This window comes from Flavobacterium sp., assembly GCF_965277525.1.
Taxonomy (GTDB): domain Bacteria; phylum Bacteroidota; class Bacteroidia; order Flavobacteriales; family Flavobacteriaceae; genus Flavobacterium.
In genome coordinates, this window is sequence record NZ_CBDIDC010000006.1 from 137,393 (window position 1) to 150,951 (window position 13,559).

Genomic DNA, 13,559 nt, shown 5'->3' on the forward strand with positions numbered 1-13,559 from the left:
GTTTTAAAAAATCATTTCTTGATGCAAATTAGATTTTAACACCCTTTTTCTTTTGTTTTAAAAACTCTATCAAATAAGTACCATATCCAGATTTCACCAAAGGCAATGCTAGTTCTTCAAGCTGAGCGTCATTTATAAACCCTTGTCTCCACGCAATTTCTTCGATACAGCCTACTTTTAGCCCTTGTCTTTCTTCCAGAACCTGAACAAATTGTCCTGCTTGCATTAAGCTATTAAAAGTTCCTGTATCCAGCCAGGCTGTTCCTCTACTTAGAATACCTACTTTTAAAGATTCTTTTTCTAAATACACTTTATTGACATCTGTAATTTCATATTCGCCACGTGCACTTGGTTTAATATTTTTAGCAATCTCTACAACCGAATTATCATAAAAATATAATCCCGGAACCGCATAACTAGATTTTGGTTCTTCCGGTTTTTCTTCTATAGAAATCGCCTTGTAATCTTCATCAAACTCAATTACTCCGTATCGTTCAGGATCTGAAACGTGATACGCAAAAACAACACCACCATTTGGTTTTGTATTTGATTTTAAAAGTTCCTGCATATTAGATCCAAAAAAGATATTATCTCCTAGTATTAATGCTACATCATCCTTACCAATAAATTCTTCTCCAATTACAAAAGCCTGAGCTAAACCATTAGGAATTGCCTGTTCTGCATAACTAAATTTGCATCCTAAACTAGCGCCATCTCCTAACAGTTTTTTAAAATTCGGTAAATCATGTGGAGTCGATATAATCAAAATTTCACTGATCCCTGACATCATCAAAGTTGATAACGGATAATAAATCATTGGTTTATCATATACCGGCATCATTTGTTTACTCATAGCAAGAGTCAATGGATGTAAACGTGTACCAGAACCTCCGGCTAAAATAATTCCTTTCATAAAATTTTATTTTAGATTTTAGATTTTAGATTTTAGATTACTTAATTGGAATACTAATATTTAAATCTTCAATGCATCTTTTATTTATACAAACATTTTTTTCAAACTATCTTTATAATTTGGTATAATTAAATTATAAGTGTCTTTAATTTTTTTCTTATCTAATAATGAAAATTCAGGACGTTTTGCAGGAGTGGGATAAGATGCTGATGGTATTCCTCCAACATTACAACTGTATCCTCCAAATTCTTTTATGCTCAACGCAAATTCATACCAACTTATTTCACCTTCATTAGAATAATTGTAAATTCCCGGAATCCATTCCGGAAATTCCAGAATATCAACCATAGCCCGAGCAAGATCAGTTGCATATGTCGGAGATCCAATTTGATCGCTTACCACGTTAATAGCCTCTCTTTCCTGCATTAATCGTTGCATGGTTTTAACGAAATTATTTCCAAATTTACTGTAGACCCAGGAAGTTCTTATAATAATTGAATTTGGATTTTCTTTCAAACAAACAATTTCACCTGCTCTTTTACTGGCTCCATACACATTAACAGGATTAGTTTCCTCATCTTCATTTAGGGCGATTGAAGAAGTCCCATCGAAAACATAATCTGTAGAAATATGTATTAATTTCGCATTATTCTCTTGAGTATATTTTGCAATTAATTCTACCGCTTTATAATTTATTGTAAAAGCCAATTCTTTTTCAGTTTCTGCTTTATCAACTGCTGTATAGGCACCACAATTAAAAATTACATCAGGTTGAATTTGATTGAGTTGAACTTCAAGAATATCTAAATCATCTAAAGTAATTTGAGTTCTATCAGCAAAAATCCATTCATATTGGGAATAATTTGCAGATAAAACAGCTAATTCAGAACCTAACTGCCCATTTGCTCCTGTTACAAGAATTTTTTTCATTAAAATAAACTATTACAATTTTCAATAAATGGAAGTACTTGATCTTTTTCAGAAACAATTGCATCTTTTAAATTCATTCCCCAATCGATATTCAAAAAGGGATCATCAAATTTAATTCCGCCTTCTGAGGCTTTATTATAAAATTGATCACATTTATACATTACAGATGCTGTTTCACTAATAACTGAAAAACCATGTGCAAATCCCTGAGGAACTAGCAATTGCTTTTTATTTTCAGCTGATAACAGAACACTAAATGCTTTCCCGTAGGTAGGTGAATCTTTTCTTAAGTCAACAGCGACATCAATAATTTCACCTTCTAAAACACGAACTAATTTTGTTTGTGCAAATGGTGGATTTTGGTAGTGCAAACCTCTTAAAGTTCCTTTTTTAGAAAAAGATTGATTGTCCTGAACAAAATCAATATTAATACCTAAATCTTCAAATTTAGTCTTACTATAAGATTCAAAAAAATAGCCTCTTTCGTCTCCAAAAACAGTTGGTTCTACAATTACTAAATCTTTTATAAACGTTTCTTCAATTCTCATATTAAAATCAATTCTTATTTATTTTTTAAAGAAGTCAACTATAACTTCTTTAATTCTCTTTTTATCTTCTATTGATAAATTTGATCCCGAGGGTAAGCATAATCCTTTTTCAAATAAATTTTCAGCAATTCTATTACCGTAATATGGGTATTTTTCGAAAATTGGCTGCAAATGCATCGGCTTCCAAAGTGGACGACATTCTATATTTGCTTTTTCAAAAGCAAGTCGCAAACTTTCTTTATTTCTATTTTTATTAGGTTCAACCAAAATGGTACTTAACCAATAGTTCGAAAAATAATTTTCATTAATACTTTCAAAAACATCCACTCCTTCAATATTTTTAAATATCTCCTTATAAAAACTATTTATCTTTCTTCTGGAATCTACATTTTTATCTAAAATTTTTATCTGCCCCAATCCTACTCCGGCACAAATATTACTCATTCGGTAATTATAACCTATCTGACTATGTTGGTAATGCACCGCATCATCTTTAGATTGGGTTGCATAAAAAATGGCTTTCTCTTTTAATTCCTTTGAATTAGTAATCAAAGCACCTCCACTTGATGTTGTAATTATTTTATTTCCATTGAATGAAAATATTCCAAAATCTCCAAAACTCCCGCACTTTTTTCCTTTATAAGAACTTCCTAAAGCTTCAGCACTATCTTCAATAATTGGAATATCGTACTTATCACTAATAGCATGAATTTCATCCACTTTATAAGGATTCCCATAAAGGTGTACTGCTATAATCGCTTTGGGCTTTTTGCCTTTTTTAATTCTATCTTCAATTGCAGCTTCTAAATATTCAGGACAAATATTCCAGGTATCCATTTCACTATCTACAAAAATCGGAATTGCCCCCTGATACAGAATTGGATTGGCCGAAGCTGAAAAAGTCATACTTTGACAAATAACCTCATCACCTTCCTTTACTCCTAATAAAATCAATGCTAAATGAATAGCTGATGTACCTGAATTAAGTGCCGATACAAATGGTTTCTCCTCTAGATAATTTTCTAAAACGCTTTCAAATTCATCTACATTTGGCCCTCCAGAAGTTATCCAATTTGTTTCTAATGCCTTTTGAATATATTCGTGTTCAAAACCACTTTGTTCAGATAAGGATAAATAGATTCGTTTATTATCCATTAATTTTCCAATAATTCGAAGGATAACGAATGTCATCCTCAACAACATAAGCAAGCGGCAATGTTGAAAAAGAAATTAGTTTTGAATCTTTTTCTAAAGATTCTACAGCATTTGCATAACCCGCAGGAATATGAACAATTTTACTTTCCGATTCAGAAACAAAAACAGTTTCTATTGCTAAATCTTTTGATGGATTTTCCCAATTATCGATTTTTATAAAATGAATATTGAAAGAACCCTTTAAACAATAAAAGTTCTTGGTATCTAATTTATGCCCTTGCCAGGCACGAATAGGATTTTGTTCAGAATTACTAATAATGTAAAACCTTTCTATATCTGTAAATTTAAAATCATTTACATACGAAATAGTCCCGCGTTGATCGGAGAAATTCCCTCCCTGAATTATTTTTGGAATCATGCCTTTAATTTTAAATCGCTTTTATTTAACAAATAAAACTTAAGGGTATATAATAAAAGTAAAGGTGATATTACAATTACAAATAGTAGTATGTCATTAACCTTTTGATATAAAAAGATAACTAAAGCTGAAACTGCACTTTGAGCGATGGCGTAGTATAAAGACACCAAACGGTGTTGCATTTTAGATTCATTACTTAAAACCTGGTATAAATGAAGACGATGTGCTTCAAAAATATTTTGTTTTAAGTACAATCGATGGATAATGGTACAAATGGCATCAACACCATAGATCGCTAAGAACAAAAGCCATACAAGAGAATTGGTTACTAATATCAATTTCAAAATCAAATAAATGACCCAAAAAGCAATAGCGATACTGCCAATATCCCCGGCAAAACATTTTGCCTTTTTTCTGTAATTAAAGAACAAGAAAACTAAACTGGCAATCATGGCATACTTTATAAAAACAGCATCAAAGAAAAATTGAATGTTTTTGTTAACATATAATAATGCCCCCATTACAATCAGAGTATACAATCCTGTGATGCCATTAATCCCATCCATAAAGTTATAAGCATTTATCAATCCTATTGCCAGGATATAGGCAATAGCAACTCCATAAAAAGGCATCAGGGTAAATACTCCTAAATCATAAAAAATCAGAGTAATGGCTAAAAAGTGAATTGAAATCCTGATTTTGTTAGACAAACTCTGAATATCATCCCAAAAGCTTACTAAACTGACCAAAGTTATCCCGGTAAAGAAAAAATAATTCGTCTGAATATTTTGCAAGAAATAAATTAGGGCAGAAAACCAAAAAATAATTCCCCCTCCTCTTAATGTGACTTCGGAATGTGAACTTCTTAGATTGGGTTTGTCAATGATATTGTAACGATTGGCTACTTTAAAATAAAGCAGCATCAAAATCATTAAAAGTATTCCTAGTATTGTGTATTGCATTATTTTTTTATAAAGCTTTTTATTGTTTTTTCCAATTCTTGCTTAACTTAATAAAATTGTATTAATCTATCGCTTTTTAAATCATTCCAACATTCCTATTTTAAAAATAATTTTTAAAACACAATTATTCTTCATTAGCATTAGGAACATTGGAACAATCATATGCGTAAATAATTTTGTTTTATTTCCTCAATAAATCCTCAAAAACCATCAAATCTGCTTCTAATAATTCGGGGTAATTTCCGCAATAAAACCCATTAGAATGCATCATGTCGGCACCTGGCATATCATATAAATCGCTTACATATTTTTTATAAAATGGTTGCTCTTGCATGTTACCTGCTATCATTGGTCTAATTTCGACACCAGCCTCAATAAATTTTTTAAGATATTGCGCTCTTAATTCAGGAGTTTTACAAACTAAAGGAAATGCAAAAGTTGACAATGTAGAAATATGATCATGTTTTAAATATATAAAATCATCATTTTCTTTGATTATTTTTTCAATTCTCAAATAATTTTGTTCTCTCTTTTTTATATTTTCATCTAAAAATTGCATTTGATATTGCCCTAAAAAGCCAGTAATTTCTGTAGGCCTAAAGTTATATCCTAAATCATAGAAAGTATATTTAGCTTGAAACTCTGATTCAATACCAAATTTGCTTCTCCATTTATTTTGTTGCTCTTCTGTTAAATTTCTATCCCATCCATTTGCTCTTACAATTGTTAACATTTCTGCAAAATCATCATCATCTGTGCATACCATTCCTCCTTCTATAGTAGACATGTGGTGTGCTACGAAAAATGAAAAACTTGCTCCTATTCCAAAATTCCCTGCTCTACCTTCTGGCAATTCTGTCCCTAGAGATTCACAATTATCTTCGATTAAAATAATATTCTTCTCCTTGCATATCTCTCTGATTATAGCGATATCTCCTGTAAATCCTAAAATATTAGTAATAAATAGAGCCTGCAAATCTGTATTTTTAAGTCTTTCCAATAAATGAGAAGACATTGTATTTAAAGTATCAGGTTGACAGTCTAAAGCTACAGGAACCATATTCAATTGAATTATTGGCATTGTATTCGTCGACCATGTTAATGCAGAAAAACCAACTTTATCACCATCTTTTAATTTACCCAAGTTTTTTAATGCCTGTAACATAGCCAAATTAGCACTTCCTCCACTATTAAATAAAACAGCATGCCTACATTTTTGATATAGTGCAAATTTATTTTCAAATTTTTTACATTCTACATCCATGCTTAATCTGTCTGCTTTTAATATAAATTCTGACAGAGCTTTTTTAGTTTCTTCTTCTTTAAGAAATGCTTTTCGCATTAATGGTATCTTCATTTTTTTGCTTTTTATAACTTATTATTACTTGATCAATTCCTTTTTCTAAACTTATTTCTGGCATAAAATTTTCGTTTCGCATATTGGTAACATCCATACACTTTCTTAACATGCCATTCGGTTTTGTTTCATCCCACAAAATTTCTCCTTCAAATCCCACTTTTTTCGCAATCAATTTTGCCAATTCAAATATACTTATATCATCTCCTGGACCTACATTAATAAAATTTGGAGAATTATAGTTTTCAAAAAAATGTATTACAGCTTTTGAAAAATCCTTAACATGTAAGAATTCTCTTCTTGCAATTCCTGTACCCCATAAAGTTATCGATGGATTTAAATTTTCTTTTGCATCTACAAATTTTTTGACTAGAGACGATAATACATGGGCATGACTTAGATCAAACGTATCATTCGGCCCATATAAATTACTAGGGATTAAACTTATTCCATTAAATCCATATTGCTTATTATATGTTTCTAACAATTTGATTCCTGCTATTTTTCCAATAGCATAACCTTCATTTGTCGGTTCTAATTTACCATCCAATAAATATTCTTCTTTCATAGGCTGAGGACTATCTTTAGGATAGATACAAGAACTTGCAATGAAAACAAATTTCTCAACCCCATTATTATAAGAAGAATTAACAACATTGGCTTGCATAATTAAATTATCATACAAGAAGATCGCTGGGTTATCAATATTTGCTTTTATACCACCAACTTTTGCTGCTATATGTAAGACATATTTTGGCTTCTCAGATTTAAAAAATTCTTCGACCGCTTGTTGATTAGTTAAATCTAATTCTTTATGTGTCTTAGTAATAATGTTGGTATATCCTTTTTCAATTAACAACTTTAAGGTAGTACTCCCTAACATTCCTCTATGCCCAGTTAGGTATATTTTATCTGCTTTATTCATTTTTCCAACATATTTATTTAATAAAAACTATCGAAAATAAATTTCAAATAAATCTAAAATTTATTCAAATTGATTTTTAACACGATATCCTGCTGCTTTCAACATTTTTTCTTTTTGAAAAAGCTCTACGTCAGAAGCCATCATTTCTCTTACTAATCCAGCCAAATCATATTTTGGAATCCAACCTAACTTTGTTTTCGATTTGGTTGGATCGCCAATTAACAAATCTACTTCAGTAGGACGGAAATATTGTGGGTCAATAGCAATGACCAGTTTACCTAGCTCAATCTGATATGCTGGATTACTACAAGATACAACGTATCCTTTTTCATGTACTCCCTCTTCTCTAAATTCAATTTCGATACCCACTTCAGCAAATGCCATTCTTACAAAATCACGCACGTAGGTCGTTTCTCCCATAGCAATGACATAATCCTCAGGAACATCTTGTTGTAGGATACGCCACATCGCTTCAACATAATCTTTGGCATGTCCCCAATCCCGTTGCGCATCCAAATTCCCCAAGTATAAACAATCTTGTTGTCCTAAAGCGATTGCAGCGGCAGCCATAGTAATTTTACGGGTTACAAAAGTTTCCCCTCTACGTGGTGATTCGTGATTAAACAAAATTCCATTACAAGCGAACATACCATAAGCCTCCCGATAATTTTTTGTAATCCAAAAGCCATAAATTTTAGCAGCTCCGTAAGGAGAACGCGGATAAAAAGGAGAGTGCTCATCATAAAACCCTCTTTCATTTTTATTCTCAGGCAAACCACCATACAATTCAGAAGTGGATGCCTGATAAATTCTAGTTTTCTTTTCTAGACCTAAAATACGAACAGCTTCTAAAATTCGCAAAGTACCAATTCCATCCACATTAGCCACATATTCTGGCGAATCAAATGATACCTTAACATGACTCATCGCTCCCAAATTATAAATTTCATCTGGCTGTACATCCTGAATAATTCGAATGATATTCGTAGAATCTGTCAAATCCCCATAATGCAATTTGAAGTTCACATGCACTTCATGTGGATCTTGATAGATGTGGTCAATACGTTGTGTATTGAATGAAGAAGCTCTTCTTTTAACTCCATGAACCACATATCCTTTTTCTAATAATAATTCAGCTAAATAAGATCCGTCTTGTCCTGTAATTCCTGTTATAAGGGCTGTTTTCATTTTTTTATTTATTAATTTTTACTTCTTTTTTTCGAATTTTAATCAAAGTATATATTCAGAGACAATTATTAAAAATAGATTCATATTTTTTTAGTAAAATTACAACTAACTAAAAGCATTTAAAATTATATGCTTATTTAACAGTAATCTTAGATCGATGACTTATTGATGTCTTAATTTTTATAACTATTACTGAAAGAATCAAAAGTTATCGACAATCCTTTTCGGGAAGAAATTGGCAATTCTTTATTTATTGCGATCTTTATTTTTGTATTTGAAACTATATAATTTTCTGTTAACTTTTGAAGACGTTCTGAGTTAAGAGGTAATTTTATTACATCTCCAATTAGCGCTATTTTTTTAATTAATGTTGTTGGAATTTTTATTATTCTCTTTGGTTTTTTTAAGCTTTCACTCAATAACTCAATCAATTCATTAGTTGATAATGGTTCGTCATCTGCTAAATTGTAAATACCTGACTCAATATTAACATTTTGTAATAATTCTTGAACCACAAAACAAAGATTTTCAATACTCAGATAAGAACGTTTATTCTTAAAATCCCCCAATGGCCAAGGCAGCCCTTTAGCAACCAATCCATACAATAAGTTAAGATTCCCTTTATTTCCTGGACCGTGTATCATACATGGTCTTAAAATATAAACTCTTTTACCTAAAGGTATTTTTTTCGACAAAATATATCGTTCTGCTTGCTGCTTTGCTATTCCATAATGTGTTATAGAATTTGGAATCATTTCTTCATTCAATATACCATCAACACGATCTGCAACAGCCTTGACGGTACTCATAAAAATAAACAAAATTGCATCAGAGTTTAAAAAAGCATCAAATAATTGCTTGGTTAATTCAAAATTAGCTTCATAATAATCATTTGGATTGGATACATTTTTCAAATCATGTGCCTTTCCTGCGAGATGAATTAGAGCATCTGTGTTTATTTCAAACTCTTGATTTGCTTGGTAACGTATACTAAACGATTCTACTTCGTTAGAAGTTTTCAAGTAATTTTTAAGATTAGTGCCAACAAATCCAGTAGCTCCCGTAATCAGTATTTTCATTTATTTAAACTGAGACAAAGCCTCCTTATTTATTTTTTTTCTTTCAAAATCAAAAAACCACCCCCACTTATTAAAGTAAGTTATCGCAGAATTTACAAATATTTTAAATAACTTTTTACTTTTATTAGCTCCTGATTCATATTCATGCACAACTGAAACAGTTGGAAAATATATAGTTTTGTACTTTTGATGCATCCTTCGGGATAAATCCCAATCTTCAAAATACATAAAAAAGGCATCATCATACATCCCAACTACTTTTATAGCGTCTAAATTAAGTAAAGTAAAACATCCCGAAATAATTGGAACATTATAGATCATATCCTGTGGCACTTCTCTCAACTCATATTTATTGATAAATTTTTGATAACTGGTCGTTGAGACTTTCAATTTTCTTCTCACAATACTAAACGGGCTTGGCAGGAGTTTTGGCAAATTCTGAATAGTGCCATCGTTATTCAATATCTGAGGCATCATCATCCCAATTGTTTTGTCATTAGACATAAACTTAACCATTTTCGAAATTACATTCCCTTCAAAATAGATGTCAGGATTGACAATAAAATGATACTGAGATCCGGTCTCAGTAGCTTTTTGAATAGCAAAATTATGTGATGCACCAAAACCAGGATTAGAAGGGTTATGAAAATATTCTATTTTATCGTTCGCTACCAAAACTTTTAATTCATTGGTAGGCGAATTATCAACCAAAAACATTTTATCAATATCAGAGGCTTCTAGCATAGATTGTATTGCATTTTGTAATATTGATATATTATTTCTATACAAAACTATACAACAAGTTATTTTTATATTCAAAACGTAAAATTAATTTTGATTAAATAAATTTTTAATTACAAAATCATAGGATTTGTAGATATTATTTTTTTCAAATTTTTCAAAAAACTTAGTATTATCAACAAAACTATTAGATAATGTCAGATTAACTGCATTCAAAAATTCTTTTTCATTATCCAATTCAAAAAAGAAAATATTTGAGGAATTAAATTCTAAAAAAGCAGAGATTTTAGATGCAATTACAAACGTTCCTAAGCGCAAAGATTCAATTATGGGAAGGCCAAAACCTTCATATTTAGATGGAAAAATAAATGCGATAGCAGATTTATACAGTACTCGAAGATGTTCATCTGACACAATTCCTGTTGATATAACATTTTTACCATCCTTATGTCCTTTTCCAGCCAAAACTAAAACAGGTAAATGAGGATTATTTTCAAAAAATTCAATAATAAAATTAATATTTTTATGAGGCCTAGAGTTTCCACAATAAAAATAAAATTTTTTATTCTTTAGTTTAAATTTTTCTAAAATTGATAAATCTTCTTTATAGTCAATTTCGGAATTTTCTGTTATGTGAATTGACTTTAAACCAAATATATCCCAGATGTCATTCATAGTGGTTTCTGAAACTGAGATAATCGTATCAGCACTGTCTAAAGATTTTCCAACAATAAAATCAAAATATTTAATTTTTAAACTATTTAATTTTTCATTTCTACCAAAGAAGTTTGGAACAAATCTATACATCAAATCATGCACAGTAACTATAATCTTAATATTTGGATTTTTACAAAATAATGCAGAATAAAACGGGACATGAAGTAAATCTACATTCAATTTCTTTACATAAGTTGAAAATTGTAAAAAATGCAAAATATTAAATGGTTTCAATTTTGTATACACTACATTACACTCAAAATATTTAAATGATTTATCATTAGAAATCAAAAATATATTTTCACAACTATAACGATTAATATAATAATTAATTAAAAATTCCGTATACCTAGAAATACCCGTATTTTGAGTTTTATTAATTAATCTACAATCAACTGCTATCCTCATTCTTTATTTAAACTATTATATAAGTGACAGTGATCTGAAACTAAACTTTCCCATGAATACATACCTTTTAATAAAGTAGTATCTTTTGGTTTAACTTCATGATTTAAAAGTTTTTTAATTATAGCAGCTGCTTCTAGGTCAGAATCCACTAAATAAATATATTTTTCAAAGAAATCATTAAACTCTCCAATATTAGATTTTGTAGAAACAACTACACAACCATTCTGTATACTTGCTAATAAAGTTCCTCTTCTACTTGAAATACCGTCAGGAAAAGGAAGGTAAATTATTTTAACATTAGCTAACAAATCAGATACTTCATTTTCATCTTTATCCGCTATAATGTTCACTTTCAATTCTTTGGCTTTTTTTTCTATTTCTTTAAAATAATGAGAATATTTATGCAACACCTGACCTATCAACTGTACATTAAAATTTTGCCCCACTATCGAAACCGCATTGATAAAACCTTCGATTCCTTTTATTGGTCTAAAATGACCAAAATACGCTAAATCAACAGTCCTTTTATCAAATTCAACATCTGCGAATACAGATTTTTTAATATTACTTGCTATTGGAATAAGTAAAACCTTTTTTTTATTAAAAATGAATTTCCTTGCATGCTTTAATTCTAAACTATTAGAGACAATACTTCTAGTCGAAAAAAAAATTAAAAACTGAGTATAAATATAAGCCGAGCGATTTCTGCTTGAAAGCTCATGTATTGTAGTTATTGTATTTTTTCCACTTACCTTTAATAAAAGAACCAAAAACAAAGGCAACAGGCTATAACCATACCCCTCCGTTGGGTATTGCATATGATAAATTTTGCTTTTCTTTTCTATTAGTTCGTTAAAATATTTGAATAAATAACTTAATTTCCATTCTGATTTATGAAATATTTTGATTTCATAGTTATTTATTAGTGATAAAGCTTCAAATACTTTTTTTGTATAATCACCAACTCCACAAAAATTAGGAGGAAAAGAACCAGTAATTAAAACAATATGTGTGTGTTTTTTCAACTATTTTAAGTTTAATATGATTTGTATGGAATATAAAGCTCTGGATAAGCATTTAAGGAACTAAGTAATTGGAAAAGGCCATAGAACAAAAGAACTCCTAAAAAAAATAATTTAGTTTTTACAGTTGTATAACTCCAAAAACGGCCTATTAATACAATTTCGATAAATGTAAAATAGGTAGAAAGCATTTGAAATATTGGCGAACCGTTAAATAATAAATATATAGCAAAGCCAATAATATAAACATTAAAAAAATAATCAGAAAGAGAATCCAAAACCCCATTATTCTTTTTTATTACGTATAAATAAAATGATATAAAAACGCTTCTCTTTATTACTGACAAGGTCATCAAAATAACTGGATTAACATTTTCAGATATTACCCCTTCACTATTTTCGGAATAATATAGCATTTTTTCAATAATTGGATTATTGCTAAAAGCAGAGAACAACTCTCCTATAAATCCAACAGCTTTAAAAGGTATTTGTAGAATTCCAACAACTAAACAAATTATTAATATAATATAAATCTGTTTCGATTTTAATCGCTTATGAGGTATAAACCATGTAAATAAAAGCAATATTGAACTACGGTGAAACAAAAATGCCAAAGTTTGCCAATAAGCATATTTTTTTTTATTAACTTGATGTACAAAATAAAAAACAAATAGCGCTGCTCCTAATGAAATAATCCTACGATTGCTTCCCATAAACTGGGCTACAAAAAAAGCATTATAAAAAACAAAGAAGGAAATATTTGGATTCGGAGAATATTTTTTTACAAACCAATAAACAATTCCAACTGCTATAAAGCTATCAATGAGCAAAAATATGGTGTAATCAATTGTAAAGAATCTAACAATAGCATTAAGAATGACGTATCCTAAATCAAAAGAATATACATTTAAAAGAAAGGTCCAATTTAACTCTAAAGTATCAAATAGCTCCTTATAAGAAAACCAGTCTGTTCCAGTCTCCCATCTTAATCCGGTAAAAAAAGCTAATAGAACAAAAGATATAAACGCTAAACAGATTTTATATTGCTTTAAATTCCTGGTAATTTCCAAAACTGCAAAGAAAAAAAACAGTAAATAAAAAAATAAATATATTTTTCCTTCCGAAAAAAGACTAGAAATTAAATTTATCATTAACTTGAAATAAACATTTTTAAATCAAAAAATCAGATATGATTT

At 29.7% G+C, this 13,559-nt stretch carries 14 protein-coding genes; all 14 read right to left on the minus strand.

All coding sequences use genetic code 11. The annotated features are described in order from the left end of the window. Positions 1-28: 28 nt before the first annotated feature. Complete coding sequence (gene rfbA, locus ACQY44_RS15910; protein WP_428231315.1) at positions 29-913, minus strand: glucose-1-phosphate thymidylyltransferase RfbA; 885 nt, start codon at positions 911-913, stop codon at positions 29-31. A gap of 84 nt (positions 914-997) precedes the next feature. Further along, positions 998-1,843 (minus strand): dTDP-4-dehydrorhamnose reductase, encoded by an 846-nt coding sequence (rfbD, locus tag ACQY44_RS15915; protein WP_428231316.1) that lies wholly within the window; start codon positions 1,841-1,843, stop codon positions 998-1,000. Further along, the gene (rfbC, locus tag ACQY44_RS15920) at positions 1,843-2,391 is read right to left on the minus strand and encodes a dTDP-4-dehydrorhamnose 3,5-epimerase (RefSeq protein ID WP_428231317.1); all 549 of its coding nucleotides are present in this window, start codon (positions 2,389-2,391) and stop codon (positions 1,843-1,845) included. The genes rfbD and rfbC overlap by 1 nt, the downstream gene beginning before the upstream one ends. Positions 2,392-2,409: 18 nt before the next feature. Continuing rightward, entirely contained in the window at positions 2,410-3,546 is a 1,137-nt protein-coding gene (locus tag ACQY44_RS15925; RefSeq protein ID WP_428231318.1) for a DegT/DnrJ/EryC1/StrS family aminotransferase, read from the minus strand. Next, positions 3,539-3,964, minus strand: coding sequence for a WxcM-like domain-containing protein (locus ACQY44_RS15930; RefSeq protein WP_428231319.1), 426 nt, complete (start codon positions 3,962-3,964; stop codon positions 3,539-3,541). Before ACQY44_RS15930 ends, ACQY44_RS15925 begins: the two co-directional genes overlap by 8 nt. Further along, positions 3,961-4,926 carry an MraY family glycosyltransferase gene (locus ACQY44_RS15935; RefSeq protein ID WP_428231320.1) on the minus strand — a complete coding sequence of 322 codons (966 nt, stop codon included), beginning with the start codon at positions 4,924-4,926 and terminating at the stop codon, positions 3,961-3,963. Before ACQY44_RS15935 ends, ACQY44_RS15930 begins: the two co-directional genes overlap by 4 nt. A 181-nt stretch (positions 4,927-5,107) precedes the next feature. Further along, positions 5,108-6,283 carry a DegT/DnrJ/EryC1/StrS family aminotransferase gene (locus ACQY44_RS15940; RefSeq protein WP_428231321.1) on the minus strand — a complete coding sequence of 392 codons (1,176 nt, stop codon included), beginning with the start codon at positions 6,281-6,283 and terminating at the stop codon, positions 5,108-5,110. After that, positions 6,249-7,208, minus strand: coding sequence for a GDP-L-fucose synthase family protein (locus ACQY44_RS15945; RefSeq protein ID WP_428231322.1), 960 nt, complete (start codon positions 7,206-7,208; stop codon positions 6,249-6,251). The genes ACQY44_RS15940 and ACQY44_RS15945 overlap by 35 nt, the downstream gene beginning before the upstream one ends. A 60-nt stretch (positions 7,209-7,268) precedes the next feature. Beyond that, a complete protein-coding gene (gene gmd, locus ACQY44_RS15950) occupies positions 7,269-8,396 on the minus strand; it encodes a GDP-mannose 4,6-dehydratase (RefSeq protein ID WP_428231323.1) in 1,128 nt (375 codons plus the stop codon). Between the two features lie 173 nt (positions 8,397-8,569). Beyond that, a complete protein-coding gene (locus tag ACQY44_RS15955; protein WP_428231324.1) occupies positions 8,570-9,475 on the minus strand; it encodes an NAD-dependent epimerase/dehydratase family protein in 906 nt (301 codons plus the stop codon). After that, the gene (locus tag ACQY44_RS15960; protein WP_428231325.1) at positions 9,476-10,294 is read right to left on the minus strand and encodes a glycosyltransferase; all 819 of its coding nucleotides are present in this window, start codon (positions 10,292-10,294) and stop codon (positions 9,476-9,478) included. It abuts the gene before it with no gap. A gap of 9 nt (positions 10,295-10,303) precedes the next feature. Further along, on the minus strand, positions 10,304-11,341 hold the full coding sequence (locus ACQY44_RS15965; protein ID WP_428231326.1) for a glycosyltransferase family 4 protein: 1,038 nt from the start codon (positions 11,339-11,341) through the stop codon (positions 10,304-10,306). Beyond that, on the minus strand, positions 11,338-12,366 hold the full coding sequence (locus ACQY44_RS15970; RefSeq protein WP_428231327.1) for a hypothetical protein: 1,029 nt from the start codon (positions 12,364-12,366) through the stop codon (positions 11,338-11,340). Before ACQY44_RS15970 ends, ACQY44_RS15965 begins: the two co-directional genes overlap by 4 nt. A gap of 11 nt (positions 12,367-12,377) precedes the next feature. Further along, entirely contained in the window at positions 12,378-13,514 is a 1,137-nt protein-coding gene (locus tag ACQY44_RS15975) for an EpsG family protein (RefSeq protein ID WP_428231328.1), read from the minus strand. Positions 13,515-13,559 lie beyond the last annotated feature (45 nt).

Bases quoted from the DNA above. Each gene is read 5' to 3' on its own strand.
- ACQY44_RS15940 (WP_428231321.1), bottom strand. From the start codon at position 6,283: ATGAAGATACCATTAATGCGAAAAGCATTTCTTAAAGAAGAAGAAACT.
- ACQY44_RS15965 (WP_428231326.1), bottom strand. From the start codon at position 11,341: ATGAGGATAGCAGTTGATTGTAGATTAATTAATAAAACTCAAAATACG.
- ACQY44_RS15930 (WP_428231319.1), bottom strand. From the start codon at position 3,964: ATGATTCCAAAAATAATTCAGGGAGGGAATTTCTCCGATCAACGCGGG.
- ACQY44_RS15935 (WP_428231320.1), bottom strand. From the start codon at position 4,926: ATGCAATACACAATACTAGGAATACTTTTAATGATTTTGATGCTGCTT.
- rfbD (WP_428231316.1), bottom strand. From the start codon at position 1,843: ATGAAAAAAATTCTTGTAACAGGAGCAAATGGGCAGTTAGGTTCTGAA.
- ACQY44_RS15955 (WP_428231324.1), bottom strand. From the start codon at position 9,475: ATGAAAATACTGATTACGGGAGCTACTGGATTTGTTGGCACTAATCTT.
- gmd (WP_428231323.1), bottom strand. From the start codon at position 8,396: ATGAAAACAGCCCTTATAACAGGAATTACAGGACAAGACGGATCTTAT.
- rfbA (WP_428231315.1), bottom strand. From the start codon at position 913: ATGAAAGGAATTATTTTAGCCGGAGGTTCTGGTACACGTTTACATCCA.
- ACQY44_RS15945 (WP_428231322.1), bottom strand. From the start codon at position 7,208: ATGAATAAAGCAGATAAAATATACCTAACTGGGCATAGAGGAATGTTA.
- ACQY44_RS15925 (WP_428231318.1), bottom strand. From the start codon at position 3,546: ATGGATAATAAACGAATCTATTTATCCTTATCTGAACAAAGTGGTTTT.
- ACQY44_RS15975 (WP_428231328.1), bottom strand. From the start codon at position 13,514: ATGATAAATTTAATTTCTAGTCTTTTTTCGGAAGGAAAAATATATTTA.
- rfbC (WP_428231317.1), bottom strand. From the start codon at position 2,391: ATGAGAATTGAAGAAACGTTTATAAAAGATTTAGTAATTGTAGAACCA.